Annotated in this window: 19 protein-coding genes and 2 pseudogenes; 5 read left to right on the top strand and 16 right to left on the bottom strand. The window is 32.4% G+C overall.

The features are described from left to right. Window positions 1–64: 64 nt before the first annotated feature. Window positions 65–943, bottom strand: a complete 879-nt coding sequence (locus AC22L0_RS08220) for a helix-turn-helix domain-containing protein (protein ID WP_000397984.1) — start codon at window positions 941–943, stop codon at window positions 65–67. A 376-nt stretch (window positions 944–1319) separates the two neighbouring features. On the opposite strand from AC22L0_RS08220, the gene AC22L0_RS08215 reads away from it, so the two are divergent. Next, window positions 1320–1571, top strand: a complete 252-nt coding sequence (locus tag AC22L0_RS08215; RefSeq protein WP_000827560.1) for a response regulator transcription factor — start codon at window positions 1320–1322, stop codon at window positions 1569–1571. A gap of 240 nt (window positions 1572–1811) precedes the next feature. Here the strand turns inward: AC22L0_RS08215 and AC22L0_RS08210 are convergent, their stop codons facing one another. The 3 genes from AC22L0_RS08210 to pepD all read right to left on the bottom strand — a co-directional run bounded on the left by AC22L0_RS08210 (window position 1812) and on the right by pepD (window position 4964). Then, entirely contained in the window at window positions 1812–2414 is a 603-nt protein-coding gene (locus AC22L0_RS08210) for a hypothetical protein (RefSeq protein ID WP_000517260.1), read from the bottom strand. 25 nt (window positions 2415–2439) lie between these two features. Further along, a complete protein-coding gene (locus AC22L0_RS08205; protein WP_000678510.1) occupies window positions 2440–3249 on the bottom strand; it encodes a C39 family peptidase in 810 nt (269 codons plus the stop codon). A gap of 245 nt (window positions 3250–3494) precedes the next feature. Further along, window positions 3495–4964 (bottom strand): beta-Ala-His dipeptidase, encoded by a 1470-nt coding sequence (gene pepD / locus AC22L0_RS08200; RefSeq protein WP_000287515.1) that lies wholly within the window; start codon window positions 4962–4964, stop codon window positions 3495–3497. Between the two features lie 211 nt (window positions 4965–5175). On the opposite strand from pepD, the gene AC22L0_RS08195 reads away from it, so the two are divergent. Next, window positions 5176–5565, top strand: coding sequence for a YxeA family protein (locus AC22L0_RS08195; protein ID WP_000713865.1), 390 nt, complete (start codon window positions 5176–5178; stop codon window positions 5563–5565). 19 nt (window positions 5566–5584) lie between these two features. On the opposite strand, the gene spoIISB is transcribed toward AC22L0_RS08195, so the two are convergent. The 5 genes from spoIISB to AC22L0_RS08170 form a co-directional block, all read right to left on the bottom strand. Next, entirely contained in the window at window positions 5585–5761 is a 177-nt protein-coding gene (gene spoIISB, locus AC22L0_RS08190; RefSeq protein ID WP_000852629.1) for a stage II sporulation protein SB, read from the bottom strand. Window positions 5762–5833: 72 nt separating this feature from the next. Then, window positions 5834–5962 (bottom strand): hypothetical protein, encoded by a 129-nt coding sequence (locus AC22L0_RS08185; RefSeq protein WP_000237818.1) that lies wholly within the window; start codon window positions 5960–5962, stop codon window positions 5834–5836. Window positions 5963–6074: 112 nt separating this feature from the next. After that, window positions 6075–6812, bottom strand: coding sequence for a type II toxin-antitoxin system SpoIISA family toxin (locus AC22L0_RS08180; RefSeq protein WP_000624983.1), 738 nt, complete (start codon window positions 6810–6812; stop codon window positions 6075–6077). Window positions 6813–7049: 237 nt separating this feature from the next. Then, complete coding sequence (gpmA, locus tag AC22L0_RS08175; protein ID WP_000594152.1) at window positions 7050–7787, bottom strand: 2,3-diphosphoglycerate-dependent phosphoglycerate mutase; 738 nt, start codon at window positions 7785–7787, stop codon at window positions 7050–7052. A 166-nt stretch (window positions 7788–7953) separates the two neighbouring features. Beyond that, a complete protein-coding gene (locus tag AC22L0_RS08170; RefSeq protein ID WP_000191888.1) occupies window positions 7954–8436 on the bottom strand; it encodes a MarR family winged helix-turn-helix transcriptional regulator in 483 nt (160 codons plus the stop codon). A gap of 107 nt (window positions 8437–8543) precedes the next feature. Here AC22L0_RS08170 and AC22L0_RS08165 point away from each other — a divergent pair, with 107 nt between their 5' ends. Beyond that, window positions 8544–10229 carry an alpha-keto acid decarboxylase family protein gene (locus AC22L0_RS08165; protein WP_002196497.1) on the top strand — a complete coding sequence of 562 codons (1686 nt, stop codon included), beginning with the start codon at window positions 8544–8546 and terminating at the stop codon, window positions 10227–10229. Between the two features lie 157 nt (window positions 10230–10386). Here AC22L0_RS08165 and AC22L0_RS08160 read toward each other — a convergent pair. From AC22L0_RS08160 to AC22L0_RS08145, 4 genes and pseudogenes are all read right to left on the bottom strand, one after another. Further along, window positions 10387–10776: pseudogene (locus tag AC22L0_RS08160) on the bottom strand (SAM-dependent methyltransferase); the annotation flags it as partial. Window positions 10777–10788: 12 nt separating this feature from the next. Next, window positions 10789–11196, bottom strand: coding sequence for a VOC family protein (locus AC22L0_RS08155; protein WP_487272190.1), 408 nt, complete (start codon window positions 11194–11196; stop codon window positions 10789–10791). 115 nt (window positions 11197–11311) lie between these two features. Further along, window positions 11312–12022, bottom strand: coding sequence for a class I SAM-dependent methyltransferase (locus tag AC22L0_RS08150; RefSeq protein WP_487272189.1), 711 nt, complete (start codon window positions 12020–12022; stop codon window positions 11312–11314). Window positions 12023–12120: 98 nt separating this feature from the next. Then, window positions 12121–12278, bottom strand: a pseudogene (locus tag AC22L0_RS08145) (ABC transporter ATP-binding protein); the annotation flags it as partial. Window positions 12279–12751: 473 nt separating this feature from the next. On the opposite strand from AC22L0_RS08145, the gene AC22L0_RS08140 reads away from it, so the two are divergent. After that, window positions 12752–13225, top strand: a complete 474-nt coding sequence (locus tag AC22L0_RS08140) for a CDI toxin immunity protein (RefSeq protein ID WP_140160754.1) — start codon at window positions 12752–12754, stop codon at window positions 13223–13225. A gap of 18 nt (window positions 13226–13243) precedes the next feature. Here AC22L0_RS08140 and AC22L0_RS08135 read toward each other — a convergent pair whose 3' ends face one another. Beyond that, window positions 13244–14488: an MFS transporter gene (locus AC22L0_RS08135; RefSeq protein WP_487272188.1), complete on the bottom strand. Its 1245-nt coding sequence runs from the start codon at window positions 14486–14488 to the stop codon at window positions 13244–13246. Between the two features lie 64 nt (window positions 14489–14552). After that, complete coding sequence (locus AC22L0_RS08130) at window positions 14553–15188, bottom strand: TetR/AcrR family transcriptional regulator (RefSeq protein ID WP_001223580.1); 636 nt, start codon at window positions 15186–15188, stop codon at window positions 14553–14555. 342 nt (window positions 15189–15530) lie between these two features. On the opposite strand from AC22L0_RS08130, the gene AC22L0_RS08125 reads away from it, so the two are divergent. Next, a complete protein-coding gene (locus tag AC22L0_RS08125) occupies window positions 15531–15743 on the top strand; it encodes a hypothetical protein (RefSeq protein ID WP_000033159.1) in 213 nt (70 codons plus the stop codon). Between the two features lie 1354 nt (window positions 15744–17097). Here the strand turns inward: AC22L0_RS08125 and AC22L0_RS08120 are convergent. Beyond that, window positions 17098–18510 carry a DEAD/DEAH box helicase gene (locus AC22L0_RS08120; protein ID WP_098522413.1) on the bottom strand — a complete coding sequence of 471 codons (1413 nt, stop codon included), beginning with the start codon at window positions 18508–18510 and terminating at the stop codon, window positions 17098–17100. Window positions 18511–18796: the final 286 nt, after the last annotated feature.

Raw genomic sequence — 18796 nt, 5'->3', positions numbered from 1 at the left:
TTACAGTACTTTTTTTAGAAATAAATAACAATTAGGAATAGTTTATGTTAAAATTCTTTCTTGTTTATTCTTGATTTTTAATATATTTTTCCTTGATCATTTTTATATATTGTTTTCTTTCAGTTAGTTCAAATATAAATAATGCTTTTTTTATGTCTGTTAAACCAACTTCATTAGAGTGCTGAACTTTCAATAAAATTGCACCTTTTTCAAAAAACAATTCACCTAATAAGTATAAAGTATTCATATTTATGGCTAATTTTATACCTATTTCACTATACTTTATTGCTTCTTCATATTGATTTGCAAGGTGTAAACATTTTGTTAACGTATGAATGAGTCTTAATTTGATTTCTTTTTCTCTAGGAAATTCTATCTTATTAAAATTAATTAAACTTTGTTTTAATATATTTATACTTTTCTCATACTCTTCATTTTCTGCATGTATTATAGCAATTGAATTCATTATGCTTATTTCTTTTTCTGATAAAAAGTTAGTACTACTTAAGGTTTGTTTTAGTGCTCTATTTAAAATGTCAAAAGCATTACTTGTTGCTCCATTTACATAATATATAGCAATCGCTTCATGCCATAATAAAAATTGTTTATCCTCTTTTGATTGGAAATTATTATCATTTTTCTCTTTTTTTACTATTTCATAAAGCTCATTATATTGTTTTTGTTTTACACAATCTCTCATTACACATTTTACATTTTCAATATATTTTATTTTTTTATTTTTGGTTAGTGCGAATATATAATTTGGATCAATACCAAGTCTTTCAGATAATTGATACAACAATATGCTAGATGGATAAATAATACCTTTTTCTATCTTACTAATTTGACTTTGTGAACATATTCCATGACATAATTCAGATTGTGACATGTTTTTTTTCTTTCTAAGTTCTTTAATAATAATACCAAGATTGTAGAATTCCATCTTTCCTCCCTCAAATGTAACACTTTATGAGTATAAGAATATTTTCCAACTTTTAATGTAATGTAAAATTGATATAGTTACAATTACTAATTATATGGATTTATAGTTTCTTTTACAAACTTGTATCACAATACGAGAAATTATTAAAGTATGGTTCACTAATAATCAATGTGCGTTTTATTCACCCCCACTGATTATTAGTCCACCCCAGGCAGGCTTTTACAGGGAGTCCGACTTCTTTGCCACATCTAAATTTTGAGGTCGGAGTCTTACTACCCGCAAATAGCCGGATTAAAATAAATATGATTTTTCACCTTTATTTCTTTTAATAGTTTCTTTTGATTTTTATATAAATAATTTCGAAGGAGCGTATTTTATGAAAAGAATGTTGACCGAAAGAGAGTTAGAAGTGGCTATTTATGTAGCAAAAGGATACACAGATGCAGAAATTTCAAAAAAAATATATGTTACCCCTCGAAGAATTTCAACGATAATTAATCATATTAAAGAAAAATGGCATATTAATTCTAGAGTGGAATTAGGTATTTTAGTTTATCATTATGGTTTTATAGATGCACCCTTATTTTCAAATAAAAAAATTCAGCTATGTAAAAAGGTTGTACAATAGATAGCTGAATATAACGAGTTTAAATTGCAAATAAAAATAGAAGAGCAGACAAACTTTTATTATTTGGTTTACTCCATCACTTTTTAAATTTCAGACATTAATATAAAAAGGTTAGAGAATTAACTTCTCTAACCTTTTTATATACACTATTAGGTTTCAAACAGTAAAGATGCCCTAATGCTACCATTGATCCTGTTCCCTATTCAACCTTGTATAAACAAAAAAAATCAAATATTACCACTATTCAAAACCAGTTACAATTCTCTCTTTCATTTTCTGTATTACTTCACTGCTCAATACTTTTTGACCAGCAGGAAGTTTTAATATGGCAGCGGCACCTTTACTAAGGTATATTTCTTGATCATTATTTTGATTTACTACCAATATTCCTTGCCCTTCAAATTCGAAATAACTAATATCTTTTGTTTCATTTGTATTATTTTTTATTGCTTTATATAATCCATATAAATCTTTACTTCTATTTTCTCCGCCCGTTCGAATCGGTTCAGTATCATTCGCAACAATTAGTCCTTCTGGCTGCTCACCCTTCATAATAAACCACAGCTTTTCATTTGTTGGTAATAGTAAATTCTTAAATTCAGAGCTATTTAAAATTTGCTGTGCTGGAATTGTTTCATAGATTGGTAACGAAAATGGAGATGTTGTTATTTTTTCAAAACTTAAATTTTCAGAAGAACTTCCCTTACTATATTGATAATCTTTTAATGCGATCGATTGTACTGATTCACTTTTATTTTTTGATGCATAACTAATTTTACTAGCGAAAATAATAACAGTCATTAAACACATGCACAGTATCACAAGCTTAAGTAGTTTTCCCATTTATGAACCCCCGCTTTTAATATTATTAGTTTGCATGGATATTATAAACAGTTTCACTCCACCAAAAATTATTATTGTTATGGAACGTACTGAAATTATGATTATAATGATCACCATACCAAGGGTCCATGTATGTTATATAATCTGTTCCATTTGTCCCTTTATAAAATCCATCAAGTACTAGAAAGTGTCCGATGTTAGCTCCATTTTGCCACATAATGAGTGCAATCATCGGCTGATTACTATTAATTTGACTTTTGAACCAATCATAAGATTTTGCTCCAGAACTTATAACTGAGCTAACACCATATCCCGATAATCCATATTGTATTTCACGTGAAGTTGCAGGATTATTATATGATCCACCCTTAACATACCTAACGTACTGATCTTGTGAAGGAGTTTTCCCAAAATAATTTAAAACTGAAACCGAAGTGCCTGCCCAACACCAATTTGATCTTTCTTGTAATATGTTAGGTACAGATAATTTACGGTCTGTTGGTGTACTTGGGGGATTTCCATTAATATACGCTGACGTTACATATACTTTTTTTCCATCTTTAAAATAATAAAACCAACGATTATCTAAATTTCCTGTCCAGTAATCTTTAACCGCTTCACCATACTCCCATCCTTTAAAAGATACTTTTGTATTTCCGGGAATCACATCTACAATATTTGCATTTAAACTTTTTGCCTCTCTAACATTTACATTCAATGGAGCTGTTGTTCCTGAAAATTCAACTTCTTCTGCTATTATTTTCTGAACACCAATAAAACTAAATGTGAAAAACAATAAAAACATACAAACAATAAAATGATTTCTTCCCTTCATTTCTCCACCCCTTTATCAGTACTAAAAAACATCAACAATTCATCCTTATTAATTGTTCAAGCTTAATATTACATACTAACGAAAAATGACTTCTCATAAAGTGAAACTTTAATCAGTAGTGGTTTTATTCATCCCCCACTGATTATTAGTTGAACCAATCGGGCTGCCCGGCAAATAGTGGGATAAATTCCAATACAAAAAAGGAGCCTATAAATTTTTATAGACTCCTTTTTATTTCGTCGTTATTACTTAGCTAATTCTTTCGTACCCTTCATTACATCAATGAAGAATCCCCAGTTATTCACTACAGAAGAGATACTGATATGTTCATCTGGAGTGTGGACGTTGAAAATGTCTGGTCCGAATGAAATTGCATCTAATTCAGGCATCTTTTGAACGAATGCGCTACACTCAATCCCCGCATGTACAGCGAAGATTTCAATTTCTTTATTGTATTTTTCTTGATGTACTTTTTCAAATAAATTACGAATTTGTGAGTTTGGATTGTATGGCCATTCTGGATACTCTGACTCTATTTCAAATGTAGCACCAACTAATTCAGCAATATATTTGATTTCTTCTGCAACATGTTGTTTTAAACTACTTACAGAACTTCGCACTTCGTTACGTAATTTAATTTCATCTTGCAACGTTTCAATAACGCCTAAATTTGTTGAACTTTCTACAAGACCTTTAATATCCATGCTCATACTTTGAATGCCATTTGGAATTAAGAATAATGATGAAATAAGCTGCTTTTGTGTCTCTTTAGCAAATACTTTTTCAACTTTTTCATCCAATTTTGTCAGTGTAACATGAACATCTGGATCAACAGCACGCATTTCTTCTTGTAATACACGTGTCCATGATTCTAGTTTTTCTTCTACTTGTCCTACATCTTCTGTACGAATTAAAATTGTAGCTACACTTTCACGCGGAATTGCATTCGTTTTTAATCCGCCGTGAACTTCACTTATGTAAAACTCCGTATGTACTGATAAATCACGTAATACTCGTCCTAATACTTTGTTCGCATTACCGCGTTGTTTATCAATTTCCATACCAGAATGGCCGCCTTTTAGACCACCAACATATATACGGTATGCATCCATATTCGCTGGCGTTTCATCCCAAATTACTTGAATTGTTTCAACAGCTTTCGCACCACCTGCACTACTTACAAGTAATTTATGATCTTCTTCAGAATCAATATTTATAAATATCTTTCCTTCAAAATGATTTGGATCAATAGCAAAAGCTCCGCCCATTGTCGTTTCTTCTTCAGTAGTGATAACGACTTCAAGTGCTGGATGCGGAATTTCTTTTGAATCTAATAAAGCTAATGCATACGCAACTGCAATACCATTATCAGCACCTAAAGTTGTTTGATTTGCATATAACATGTCCCCAATGATTCGTAATTCAATTGGATCTTTTTCAAAATCATGTACTGTTGCTTGATTTTTTTCGCAAACCATATCCATATGACCTTGAATAATAATAGCTGGTACATTTTCATAACCAGCTGTTGCTTCTTTTTTAATAATGACATTTAATGCTTCATCTTGAATGACTTCTAAGTTACGCTCTTTTGCAAAGCCCACTAAATAATCACTAATTTCCTTTTCATTACCTGATCCTCTAGGAATCTTTGAAATTTCTGCAAAATGAAAAAATACAGGGTGCTTTGTTAATTGTTCTAAAGTAGAATACATTTTTCAAGCTCCTCTCAAAATGAAAAAATAATATGTAAGTCTCATATCATTATACCATGATTCATTATTTTATCTTTCTTTTAACTTTTATTGTTCATTTTATGTACAACACTCTTACAACATTGTAAGGGCGTTGTAATCTACATCGATTTTTCTCATTTAATAATAGTCGTATACTTTTTAAAGAAACACATTAAAGGAGATAAAGAAAATGAAAAAGTTTTTAGCAATTATTACACTATGTTTATTATTTTTTAGTTTTACTATTGGCTGTGAGAGAGCGTCACTAAATAGAATTGGTAAAGATGTATATTACATGCAGATAAAAGGCGAAGGAACTATCGAAAAAGTAGATCATAGAAACTTACGAAACTATACGCTGTCCGCATTTGATGAAGATGGCGTCAAAAAACAAATTACATTTAGAAGTACAAAAAAAGAAAACAATCATAAATTAAATGAAGACGCGTTTTTACGCCTTTATGTAGATCAAGATGATAATAGCAACAATGAAATATCATCAATTGAAGTAAAGTCCTATGAAGAGATTCAGAAAACAGATTTACCTAAAAAAGTAAAAGATAAGTTTACTATTAAATAAAAAAACAAAAGAAAATGCTCTATGCATTTTCTTTTGTTCTTTTCACCTGTATATATTTTGAACTACTATTATTCATCAGTTTCTCTAACCGATTTATATTCTCCGTTAATGCACCTTTCACAAGAGAGAAATCTGTATTGGATTCTTCTTTTTTTTCTTTAAAAAACGAAGACTTTTGTACATTGACTTCAGCCATCTCTTCTCCCCCTTTTCAAAAAGATACAACCTTTTATTTATATTATATAGCAAATGTAGAAAGAGTGTACACTTATGATTTTCTTTTTAATTCTTCTTCTAATTCTTCTACTTGCTGCAACGTATCCCCTTTTATTAAAGAGAAATCTGTTGTATCTTCGTTATCTTCTTTAAAAAAATCATTGTCATAATCTTTTACCACTACAATCACCTCTACATGCTAGTGTAGGAATGATTGTCCAATTTTATTCAACTTTGTCGGATTTTGTTTTTAATTTATGTATAGAAGAAAAGGACAGAAAAAGATTCTGTCCTTATTTACTAAAATAACTATGATGTATTGTTAAATTATATACATTTTCAAAATCCCGATCTTGCAGGTTATTTTTCTTTCCATCAATAACAATGAAAACGTCACTTACTATTTTTGCTGGTATAATCCCGACATTTTCTACTTGCACCGCTTTCTGCTCATTCAATTGCTCGATATGTTCTAACGGGACGATAATACTAAATTGTGAGCGAATACCACGAAAGTTTGTATTTAATTCCTTCGCAGCTTCAAAAACAACAATTTTCGCGCCAATCTTTTCCCCATATGAATCTAAAAATGCATTTAAGCTCTTTGTATATTCCTCTTCCGTATGCCATTCCATCGTACCGAATACTGCTGGATTAACATTTTGAATAATTGTCGTGTATATTTCTCCTCTTGCTTTAGATGCAATTAATGATCGTTTTATGGATTGAACTGTCTTGCCAATATCGCTAAATTTTGCACCCCATATTTCTGAAATATTAGGCGTTAAAATGAACGAAATATCAACAAAAATAACCATTGCAGTAAACATTAAAAGATTTTTCCAGAGGGTTAAATCGATTCCTTTTATCATGAAATACACGGTGACAGATATGATAAACAAACCATACCAAGTCTTTCTAATACGTTGCTTCTTCTCCTCGTACAACTCTTCATTTTTCCAATAAAAGAAAACAAGGACTACAAAGACAATCGCTAAAACAAATAAGCCAATTCGAATGTTAGAGATCATTAATCACATCACCCTCCATTCAAAAACTACTCACGATATCATTACATGCGCAAGCTGCTCTCTTTATGACAAAAGACGTGGACAAGCTTCTAAAATTAGCTACATCGCATATATATTAGAAGGTACCACGTCTTTTATCCTGCTATTTGTGGGCAGTAAGACCCCACTGATTAAAATTTCACTTTACCATGAGTCTATATTATATATGTAGACAAGCATTCATTTCAAATTTTCGTATTAAAAAGAAATATGTTTCGGAATTTCCCCTTCAGGTACTTCTCCATCCATACTTAAATAATAATGACGAATCGGACGTAAGTTTTCGTCTAATTCATAAACAAGCGGAATGCTAGTTGGAATATTTAATGAAACTACACCATCACTTGAAAGGTTGTCTAAATATTTTACTAGCGAGCGAATTGTGTTACCGTGTGATGAAATAATTACTTTATTACCACTTTTTAATGTCGGCGCAATTTCTGAATGCCAATAAGCAAGTACTCTCTTCTCCGTATCCTCTAAACATTCAGTTAATGGAAATTCACCTTTTTTGAGTGTTTTATATCTTGGATCGGTCGCTTCATATCGAGGATCGTCTTCAGTAAGAGCCGGTGGTCTTACATCAACACTTCTTCTCCAAATATGAACTTGCTCCTCACCATACTTTTGAGCAGTTTCATCTTTATTCAGCCCTTGCAATGCACCATAATGTCTTTCATTTAGCTTCCAAGATTTATGTATTGGAACCCAAGTAAGATCCATCTCATGAAGTACAATCCATAACGTCCGAATTGCGCGTTTTAATACAGATGTATAAGCCACATCAAAAGTATATCCGTTTTTCTTTAATATTGCTCCTGCTTCTCTCGCTTCACTTAATCCATTCTCTGATAGATCAACATCTGTCCATCCAGTAAAGCGATTTTCAAGATTCCATAAGCTTTGTCCGTGACGAATAAGTACAAGTTTTATCATTATAATTCCCCTTTCGGAAATGTGAATTTTATTGTTCCATTGCGTACACGTATAAAGTATCTAGTAATGTATCTTTTTATCCATTCACTCTATGACCAAATCATAGTTGCCAAATGTATGGATAAAATTTGCTCTTTTTCAAACGATAAAAACAGAAGTTTTTTCATTATTTTTGATCGACTGGTATTTCACGTTTCGATATCCAAGCATCAAAACCTGATCGGCTATTTGCCATTTCATTCATAACTTGGTGCCAATTGTCCTCACATGATTCACCAAATTTTGAAAAAATAGCACCCATTTGTTGTCTTTGTACATCACTCAGTTTTTTCTCTAAATCTGTACCTTTTTCTGTTAAAGACAACTGTTTCACACGTCGATCATGCATAGCTTCATTACTCTCAATTAAGCCCTTTTCCACAAGTTGACGTAGCGGCCCGTGGAGAGCTTGTTTACTTATTTCTAATAGTGATAATAACTCATTTACACTTATCCCTGGAAAACGTGCGATAAAAAATAAAATTCGATGATGTACTCGTTGAATGCCATATTCTTTTATAATTTCATCTGGCTTTTCAGTAAATGTTTTATATGCAAAATAAAATAATGCTAATGCCTCATTCATCTGTTCTTCTTTATGTTGTGTCATCTACTTTCCCCCTGTATGTAAATTATACCACAATCTAGTAATGAATATTTTAATCAACGCATTAGAACTTCTTTAGTCTATTGAAACATTCATTGCATAATTAGGAGATGATTCATTTGAAAAAACAATATACTGTAAGTACATATTTATTGGATAGACTACACGAATTAGGAATTGAACATATATTTGGGGTTCCTGGTGATTATAATCTTGCCTTTTTAGATGATGTGATAGCACATAAAAGTTTAAAATGGATTGGCAATTGTAATGAATTAAATGCTGCATATGCAGCAGATGGGTACGCTCGCATAAAAGGAATCGCCGCTCTTATTACTACTTTCGGTGTTGGAGAATTAAGCGCTATTAACGGTATTGCTGGCTCATATGCGGAAAACGTGCCAGTTATAAAAATTACAGGTACGCCACCAACAAAAGTAATGGAAAATGGAGCAATCGTCCATCATACGTTAGGAGATGGAAAGTTCGATCACTTTTCCAATATGTATCGAGAAATCACTATAGCACAAACAAATGTAACACCTGAGCATGCTGCTGAGGAAATTGACCGTGTTTTACGTGCATGTTGGAATGAAAAACGCCCTGTTCATATTAATTTGCCGATTGATGTGTATAATAAACCAATTAATAAACCGACAGAACCTATTATAAATAAACCTATTTTAAGTAATAAAGAAGCATTAAATAAAATGCTTCTACATGCCATTTCAAAAATAAATAGTGCCAAAAAACCTGTTATTTTAGCTGATTTTGAAGTAGATCGATTTCATGCTAAAGAAAGTTTACATCAATTCGTAGAAAAAACTGGGTTTCCCATCGCGACGTTCAGTATGGGAAAAGGAATATTCCCAGAAAAACACCCTCAATTTATAGGTGTTTATACTGGTGATGTAAGTTCTCCGTACTTGCGAAAAAGAATTGATGAATCTGATTGTATTATTAGTATTGGTGTGAAGTTAACTGATACTATTACAGGCGGCTTCACACAAGGTTTTACAAAAGAACAAGTTATAGAAATCCATCCCTACACTGTGAAAATTATAGATAAAAAATACGGTCCAGTTGTAATGCAGGATGTTTTACAACATTTAAGTGATTCAATTGAGCATCGTAATAAAGATACCCTTGACGTTAAGCCATTTATTTTAGAATCATCACCTTTTACTGAAGAGTTCAATCCAAAAGCACAAATGGTCACACAAAAACGTTTTTGGCAGCAAATGTACCATTTCTTACAAGAAAACGACGTCTTAATTGTAGAGCAAGGAACACCTTTCTTTGGTAGTGCTGCTATCCCTCTACCTAATGACACTGCATATGTAGGACAACCGTTATGGGGATCTATCGGATATACACTGCCCGCTCTACTTGGTACACAGCTCGCCAATTTATCACGGCGCAACATTTTAATTATTGGTGATGGTTCTTTCCAAGTAACTGCCCAAGAGTTATCAACTATACTACGTCAAAATTTAAAACCGATTATATTTTTAATCAATAACAACGGATACACTGTTGAACGTGCCATTCACGGACAAAACCAACCTTATAATGACATACAGATGTGGGATTACAATAAACTATCAATGATATTTGGATCAGAAGAAAAAAGTCTAACATTTAAAGTAGAAAATGAAGCAGAATTAGCAGAAGTCTTAACAAATATAATTTTTAATAAGAATCAACTTATCTTTATTGAAGTTATAATGAGCCAAAGCGATCAACCTGAATTGTTAGCTAAACTCGGGAAAAGATTCGGTCAGCAAAATTCTTAATATAAAAGCATAACCTAATTATACAACTAGTAGTGTAAAACTTGTTTTGAGAATAGTTTCGACACTCAAAATACATAAGGAAAAGGATGGAAAGTACCATCCTTTTCTATTTTAAGAGCCTTCTTCGACTAACGCCCCGTGCGACAAGCAAAAATTCTTAATCCATCTTTAATTTTATAGCTTTTGTCGCAATAAATGTTTTAATATGCTTATCCAATATCCTTGTTCCACCAAAATCATCCTCATAAAAACCTGTTATAGCAAAACCAGCATCAATTTGGCCTTGGATTTGGTCTTCTAAAGTATGCGCATATTCTATTGTTTGATTTGAATCGATGTAATCTTGAACTTCATCCTCTGGTAAATAATCCAATGTTGATGAAGGAATTGAATGTTTAACATCCAGAATACCTTTTTGCTCTTGGTTATCATCAAAAATCCATAGTAACGGATTTGTAAATCCAGCAATAAGAACACCTTTATTCTTTAAAACCCTAGAAACTTCATTCCATACAAGATGAACATCTTTGACAAACAAATAAGCTACGCTTTTTCTTTTTTATTCAACAAGAGTTAACTGCCAAGATACACCATACTTATCATTTAACCAGCCAAACTTTTTACTAAACGGATAAGAACCTAAAGGCATAAGAATCGCTCCATCCTGCGCTAGTTTATGAAAGACCGTTTCAATTTCTTCTTCTGTCTCACAAGTTACATAAAGAGACATAGCTGGAGTGAATGTAAAATTATGATTTACATAACTATCAATACACATAAACTCTTGGCCATTTAGCGTAAAAGTTGCATGAATTACAGTTCCCTCTTTACCAGGTCCATTTTCATCGTAGCGAGAAATACTTACAATTTCTGATTGATCAAATAGTGACGTATAAAAATTCATTGCTTCCTCAGCTTTGCCCTCAAACATTAAAAACGTAGTAATTTTTTGATTTGCGTTACTCATATGGAGACAGCCCCTTGTTATGTATTTATGTAAAACATACGCCAACAAAACCAAACGTACGTTCCTTTTAATATATTGTCTATAAAAACGATGAGTTTGTCAATTATCTACTTTATTATTTCTTCTTAAATAATGCTGTCCAAAGAAATGATTCTCCAAACATTTCTTTCGGTTGTTTCATTTGTTTCATTCTTCTAATCTCAATTACCTCAAATTCTTTAAATATCTCTCTTAACTTTTCTTCCGAGTATGCAAGACCACCTTGTAGACTCCACCCTCTATATACGTCCCAATCTGTTATTTCCGATCCATTTCGCTCATCTAAATCACCTGCCGCAAAACATGTTAATCCGAAATAACCACCCGATTTTAATGAGTTTTTAATTAAATCCACATAATTTATTCTTCTATGCGGTGGAATGTGATGCAAACAGCCCGAATCGTATACAAAATCAAATTCGTTTTGAACCTCTAAATTAAAAATTGAATCACAAATAAAATGAATTGCTACCTCTTTTGCCAATGCCCTTTCTTTAGCCCAATTAATGCCTTCTACAGATAAATCCACTGCTGTTATATCAAATCCTTGAGTCGCTAAATAAATGGCATTTCTACCTGGACCACACCCAAGTTCTAATACTTTCCCTTTTGAAACTCTCTCTTTTTGTATATACGAAACTAGGTTCTCATCTGGGACATTTCCAAAAAACGGAACATCCTTTTCTCTATTCTCATAAAATTCATTCCAAAATGGTTCTGCAGGTCTTAATAATGAATCAAGCATTTTTAAAATGTCTTCTTGTGTGTGTAACGTTTCATTTTTCATTAATACCCCTCCACAAATTAATAGTCAGAAAATTATTATATATCTTTTTGAACTTTCAAACAAAGAAAAAACTCCTACATTCAATAGGAGTTTTTTCTTTAAAATCCAAGTACATCTTGCCATTTTAGCAATTTCTCTTCCCGTACTTTCAAATAATCATGTTCATATTTCCCCATCCGTATTTCACTAAAAATTTCTCAGTCTGCAAAAAAAGAACTCTTTCTGTTTTCGCTGCTACCTTTACAACATGAGTCACTTAAGAAGAATACTTTGCTGAAAAATAAAGTCGATTTCGTTAAGGTATATTTTTGCTAACGCCTCTTCTTTCATACATGATATTTCATACAATCATATTTTTCTAATAAAATAACGTTTTTGTTCACTTTTTTGATACATTTACGAAACATTCATGTGTTATCTTCATTAAGTTCTTTTCTTTTTATAATGTCGTGTGAGATATACCAACAGAGGAAGCCCTAGATCCCCTAATCCTAGGGCTTTTTTATAAGAATTTTATACATTTTATTATTTCCACTAACTCTTTAAATTGTATATACATAATATAAAATTTTCATGTTGTTATATTTTTTGATGGCCTCTTATCTTTCCTTAAAAGGCTTTTTTTCAAATAACGCTTTTGTTTAATTTATATTTAAAAAGTTCCTTTTCATAAAGACTTCCCTTATATGCTATACTCATTCTTAAATAATTGTATAAGGAATGTTAAAAATGGATGATAGATCGTCAAGACAATGGAAATTGCGACAAAAGTTAAGAGCACTGAAAACCAAAAACAACAATGACACAAACCCTTTGTTTAGTGAATGCCTTGAATCCCTAGGAAACGAAACTCTCATTTTCTCCCAAGAAAAAAGCCAGCATATTGCTACTATTTTAATGAATTCATTTCCTATAATTGTCTCGGGAAGAATAGATTGGGAACAGATAGATAATCAATTCATAGCTTCGAACAAAGAACAACTAATTTCCCTTATTAGAGCAAACCAACTAGATTTTGACGAACAGATTTTTATAATACGGGATAACTATGAAATCCCTGTAGTAAGTACAAATCTTGATAAAGTATTCCAATCACTAGTTGACGTTGATGCAGTCAGTTTTTATTACTGGCTATTAGACAAAGAATATAGATTCGTAATTGAAATAAATGATGAAGAATTGATTAGGATTGGGTTTCGCTAATACTCTAAGCATATGAAGCTAGTTCCCTTCATTTCTTAATATTTTCTTCGTCACCACCGCTATTATTATCATTATGAAACTAATAACAAATATAGGTAAATAAATTTTCGTACTGAATCCTTCAAACATAAAACCATATACGACTTGCCCAATTGGTGCCATACATTGAGATACCGCTGTTATAAATGCCATCACTTTTCCTAGATTTTCATTTGGTGTTTTCTTTTGGACTACAGTAATCACATAAATGGATACAATTGTCATAATCATTGCGATTAGAAGGGAAGACAGTATAAAGAGGATAAATGGTGGATAGTATCCTAAATTAAGAATAAACGGTGTAACTGATAGTGCCACTGGCATTACTAATAAAGCTATGATAAGCATCCAATTATATAATGTTTTCATCTGTAACTTTTTAGCAAAGAAACCGATTGACAATGCCCCTAATATGGTTGCAAAATCAATTAATCCCATTCCAATTCCATACATCGTATCGCTACTCTGCATAGTTACTCGTAACATAATAGGTCCTCCAACAACAAATAACGGTGTCAAAATTAAGTTTAGTAAAGCTGCAAGTAACATAGCCTTCAAAATAAAAGGTTGCTTTAAAACATAAAGAAAACCTTTTTTCATATCTTTTACAATTGTCGGTATGATATGGCTTTCTTGCGCTCTTTTTATAAAAGGTATTGTAATAAACATTTCTAAAATTGCAGATAAAAAGAAAGCAAGACAACTTGTTATTACGAGCATTTTCAAACCAATTATGCCATATAATATTCCTCCTAGTACAGGTGCAACTATATTAGATAATGCTTGCACACCATTTATGATACCGTTTGCTTGTTCTAACTTTTTCTCTGGAACTAATTGCGGAATACTTGCCATAACAACTGGTGAGTACATTGCACTAATGACTGCTAGTAAAAACATAATTGCTCCAATCAATAAAATAGATACCGATTCAGTTAATAACAAAACTATAAAACTTAATACAATAGCAGCGTTTATAAAATCCAAAATGACCATTACATTACGGCGGTTGAAACGATCTGCTATCGCTCCGCCAAGAGGAGCTAACAAAAACGGGATACTCGTTATGGCATATAACCCTGCAAATATATCGGCACGTCCTGTTATATCTAGCACATATAAAGACAGTGCAAAACGTAATAGTGTTGAACCTAAAATAGTAATAATTTGACCACTTACCATTAAGTGAAAATCTTTCAAGGAAGATTGAATACTTGCTGGCATCTTCATCACATCCTTCATTTAGTCTAGACCGACTGCCGGTCTATAACACCCAAACAGAAAAAAGCTATTTCTGTTTCATTAAAACCTCGATCATATAATCAAAGGACCCTTCTTTCGCTCCAACAGATACTTCCATCATTTTAATATAAGCCTTAGCTCTTCTCATCATTTCTTCCGGTTTCCACTGGAATAAACCATCATCAAATATGACTTGTGCTGAAGAGAGTAATAATTCAATTGTTTCTTGTGGGTATGGAGTAGAAAATATGCCTTCTTCTATTCCTTGCTCTAAAACTTCCGTTAATACAGGAGATAAATGTATAATGGATTGCACTAAACTTTTCTGATGCATTTCTGCATTATTTGGTTGATGGAATTGTTCAATCATTTTTTCTTTGACATCTCCTGATTTTGGTGATTGTTCCATTAAAATTTTAAATAACTTATCTAAAACGGGGATATCGGGATTGGAGACAATCCTTTTCGCCTTAGTGACATCCTCTTTAATAATCCTCATAATGATTTCATCCATTACTTCCTCCTTCGACTTAAAATAATGATAAAACGTCCCCTTTGCTATACCAATTTCTTTTAAAATATCATTCACGGTTGTTTTCGTATAACCTTTCGTAAGAAACAAACGCTCAGCTGTTTCTAAAATTTCCTTTCTACGCTCCTCATACTCCTTTACAATTCGCATTCAAGTTCTCCTTCCCATCAGACCGACTGTCGGTCTATTAAAATTATATGTTTAGTTTGCAAAAAGTTTCCTATTATCGTACATATACAACACCATACTTTCTATTTCCTTTATAAATTTTTATTTTTTAACGTCCGCTCAATTTGTTTAAAACGTATCTCATGTTTCTTATCGTCACCTTTCATTTTAGGAAAAGAACGATGCCTCCGTTCGATCTATGTACTTATCAATGGAGTATTTTGTTGAGTTCCAATATGTAATATTGCATATTTCGCACTTTTAATTTTTGTATATGTGATAATTTATTTATAAAAATATAAATTATTAATAAGGGTGATTTATATGAGCAAGTTCCGAAAGAAGATGATTAAATATTTGCAAACATTTTGGGGATGCTTAGCATTTGGTGTATTAATGTTTGCTATCTTCTTAATTACGGATTTAACAGATGCATCTTTAAATACATTAGGCTGGAGAGACTGGCTAGGTTCTGTAGCAGGCGCAACCATTTTATCTGTTGGGATGTTTACTTTAAATAAATTGAATTTAAAATAAATATTCGGTCAATACTGAATGTGGGCTGTATGCCAACATTCATTTAAAGTAGTCTTCTCTGTATCTCCTTGTATTGAGCAGTTAGCTTTTGCTAGCCGCTCTTTTATTTTGTTCCGGTTCTTGCCTCTTAAAGAACTCTTTATCTACTTTCCCCCAATAAGTACACATATCTATTCTCCATTGCTACAAAATGAAATCTTTATTTTGTTTTACGCGTCGCTTCTTCAATCAGCCAAGATACAATATTAAAATCATTAGCTTCACCCTTTAAAGATGTTCCGTTCCAAAAGCATTCTTTCATCACTTCAAGTAATTTTTCAACAGCTTCAATTCATCTCATATTCATTTTCCTTTTCTTCCAAATAACTATTTTGTTTTACTAATTAGCTGATTAATTTCACAAACACCTTTATCAAACATTCCACGTTTCTTCACCCCGTGAATATTTTCCAAATAAAAATACATACTATTTTCAAGCCGCCGTGTCCACGGCTAATACCTCTTTCTTTTGTTACAGCAAAAACAGGTAGGTTCTCCACTTATCTACTTTCTCTGTATATTTTTTAAGAAATCGAAAATAATACCAACAAGCTGTTTGAACTAGCAGCTTCACTCTTCTCGCAATGGGGATGCAAATTATCACAATTAGCTAACTCATTGAACTCACTGGCAGACAACCAAAATCGTTGTCTGCTTTTTGTATGAGATTTTTCGTTTTACATATACTACTTTTGAACCTGCAGACCAATACGAGCCATTTTGGTGCTTGGGATTTCCCTTCCGGGGATAAGTATCTTTTACTTATCCCTTTTTTGTATAGACACGTATATTTAGGGTAAAACTAATTACAAGCAGATTTTCTGTTTATGCGTAGTTCTAAACAAGATTACTTTTTCTCCTATTAAAGGACGGCAGGTACGACTGCTAGTCCTTTTTTCTTATTTCGCATATTATCACTACATTACCTTCATCGTCGTCGTAAGCAATTTCCCCATAAGGATGGCAGTGGTGCTTCTCGAGTTCCTCATCGATCAAAACTAACAAATTAGTTTTCCAGTTTCCAACGATCGTACACCAATACGAGTTTAATCCTTCATAAACTTCTCTTGTTCTATTTCAATAATTGCGGAATGTATAATGAAAATACTCGCTCGCTTCAATACCTTTTCTTTTAACCAAAGTGTTCTGCTGAATGATAGTAATACCCTTGCACTAATGGTTTTGGACTATAAAATTCCCTTTATAAATTTCAAATGCGGTGAATGAAATTTTGTTTTTTTCTTGCCATCATCCTTGTTGTATACAAACAAAAAAGAGCCACAATATTTTGCGACTCTTTTACAATTATAACTATTTAACGGCCACGTCTTTGCTGACCTTGCTTTGTACTACCTTTTTTATTACTTGGCTTATTAAATGATCGGTTATTTTCATTTCTCGAACTATTTCTCGAACTATTTCTTGAATCACTTCTTGAGCTATTTCTTGAATCACGTCTTGATTCACTTCTTGAGCTATTTCTTGAATCACGTCTTGATTCACTTCTTGAACCTTCGCGGCTATCTCTTTGACGATTTTGACCTGATTTCTTCGGAGCCGGCTTTGGTACCGGTTTTCCGTTTTCATCTACACGTTTTATCTTCGGTTGTTCGATTATTTCTCTTTGTATTGGTGCACCAAGCGTTTTTTCAATTTCTTCTAAATGTTTTTCATCTTTCGCTGCAACGAACGTAATTGCAAGACCTGATCCACCTGCACGTCCTGTTCGGCCAATACGGTGAATATAACTTTCTACATCTTCAGGGATGTCAAAGTTAAATACGTGCGTTACACCATCTACATCAAGTCCACGAGCTGCTACATCCGTTGCGATTAAGTACTGAATTTTAGCTTCGCGGAAACTCTTCATAACTCTTTCACGTTTCGCTTGTGGTATATCACCATGAAGTTCAGCACAATTATAACCTAGTCCTTTTAAATTATCATACAGTTTACTTACTCTAAGTTTTGTACGGCAGAAAATAACAGCTAAAAATGGCTGATCACGATCCATAACAAAACGAAGTGCATCTGGCTTTGCACGGTCTGTCGTCTCAATGACACGCTGCTCAATTGTATCAACCGTTACTTCTTCACTTTGTACTTGAATCATTTGCGGTTCATCCATATAACGCTTCGCCAATTTTTTAATATCTTTTGGCATCGTTGCTGAGAATAACATCGTTTGTTTACTACCTGGTGTCTCATCTAAAATATCTTCAATATCATATAAGAAACCAAAATAAAGTATTTGATCCGCTTCATCTAGTACAATCGTTGAAAGATTACTTAAATCAATTGTTTCACGGCGTATATGATCTAATAATCGTCCTGGTGTTGCAACAACAATATGTGTATTACCTTTTAATTTTCTCAATTGTTGTGCTACATCTTGCCCACCATAAATCGCTAGTACATTAATATCTTCTCTTTGAACAAGCATTTTTTTAATTTCAGTTGTAATTTGCAGGGCTAGTTCCCTTGTTGGTGCAACAATTAAAGCCTGAACATCACTAGACTCTGAATCGATTTTTTCTAAAATCGGTAACACGAATGCTAACGTTTTACCCGTACCTGTTTTTGCCTGCCCAATAATATCTTTACCAGACATAATAACAGGAATTGCCTGCTCTTGAATTGGTGTTGCTTCTGTAATTCCATTTTCACGTAATGTATGATTAAAAGTTTCACTAATTCCTAATTCTAAAAAATTTTTCAAATAGACCACTTCTTTTCCTTATTTTTCACATTAGCTTTCATTGTACCATTTGTTTCGCCAAATATGAAAAATAAAAAAATTCTTATCTTCTTTTTTTATATTCATCCTGTACTAGATGAACAAATTCTTTTTGCTTTTTCTCAGATTTTATTAATGCTTCCATGTTAGTAGAAGACAAAATGAACTTCTTAATTTTGCTATTACATCAAATAACGAACCCATCTTCTCCCCCCTATACCCTTGCTCAAATTATATATATTCTTCTTTACATATATATTTCAATTTTACCGAAATA

It is taken from the genome of Bacillus sp. LQ01 (genome assembly GCF_057624735.1).
The sequence above is the reverse complement of the archived record's forward strand: the minus strand, read 5'-3'. Positions and strand labels throughout refer to the sequence as shown.

Coding starts and splice junctions, on each gene's coding strand:
- AC22L0_RS08220 (WP_000397984.1), bottom strand. CDS start 943: ATGGAATTCTACAATCTTGGTATTATTATTAAAGAACTTAGAAAGAAA.
- AC22L0_RS08215 (WP_000827560.1), top strand. CDS start 1,320: ATGAAAAGAATGTTGACCGAAAGAGAGTTAGAAGTGGCTATTTATGTA.
- AC22L0_RS08210 (WP_000517260.1), bottom strand. CDS start 2,414: ATGGGAAAACTACTTAAGCTTGTGATACTGTGCATGTGTTTAATGACT.
- AC22L0_RS08205 (WP_000678510.1), bottom strand. CDS start 3,249: ATGAAGGGAAGAAATCATTTTATTGTTTGTATGTTTTTATTGTTTTTC.
- pepD (WP_000287515.1), bottom strand. CDS start 4,964: ATGTATTCTACTTTAGAACAATTAACAAAGCACCCTGTATTTTTTCAT.
- AC22L0_RS08195 (WP_000713865.1), top strand. CDS start 5,176: ATGAAAAAGTTTTTAGCAATTATTACACTATGTTTATTATTTTTTAGT.
- spoIISB (WP_000852629.1), bottom strand. CDS start 5,761: ATGGCTGAAGTCAATGTACAAAAGTCTTCGTTTTTTAAAGAAAAAAAA.
- AC22L0_RS08180 (WP_000624983.1), bottom strand. CDS start 6,812: ATGATCTCTAACATTCGAATTGGCTTATTTGTTTTAGCGATTGTCTTT.
- gpmA (WP_000594152.1), bottom strand. CDS start 7,787: ATGATAAAACTTGTACTTATTCGTCACGGACAAAGCTTATGGAATCTT.
- AC22L0_RS08170 (WP_000191888.1), bottom strand. CDS start 8,436: ATGACACAACATAAAGAAGAACAGATGAATGAGGCATTAGCATTATTT.
- AC22L0_RS08165 (WP_002196497.1), top strand. CDS start 8,544: ATGATTCATTTGAAAAAACAATATACTGTAAGTACATATTTATTGGAT.
- AC22L0_RS08155 (WP_487272190.1), bottom strand. CDS start 11,196: ATGAGTAACGCAAATCAAAAAATTACTACGTTTTTAATGTTTGAGGGC.
- AC22L0_RS08150 (WP_487272189.1), bottom strand. CDS start 12,022: ATGAAAAATGAAACGTTACACACACAAGAAGACATTTTAAAAATGCTT.
- AC22L0_RS08140 (WP_140160754.1), top strand. CDS start 12,752: ATGGATGATAGATCGTCAAGACAATGGAAATTGCGACAAAAGTTAAGA.
- AC22L0_RS08135 (WP_487272188.1), bottom strand. CDS start 14,488: ATGCCAGCAAGTATTCAATCTTCCTTGAAAGATTTTCACTTAATGGTA.
- AC22L0_RS08130 (WP_001223580.1), bottom strand. CDS start 15,188: ATGCGAATTGTAAAGGAGTATGAGGAGCGTAGAAAGGAAATTTTAGAA.
- AC22L0_RS08125 (WP_000033159.1), top strand. CDS start 15,531: ATGAGCAAGTTCCGAAAGAAGATGATTAAATATTTGCAAACATTTTGG.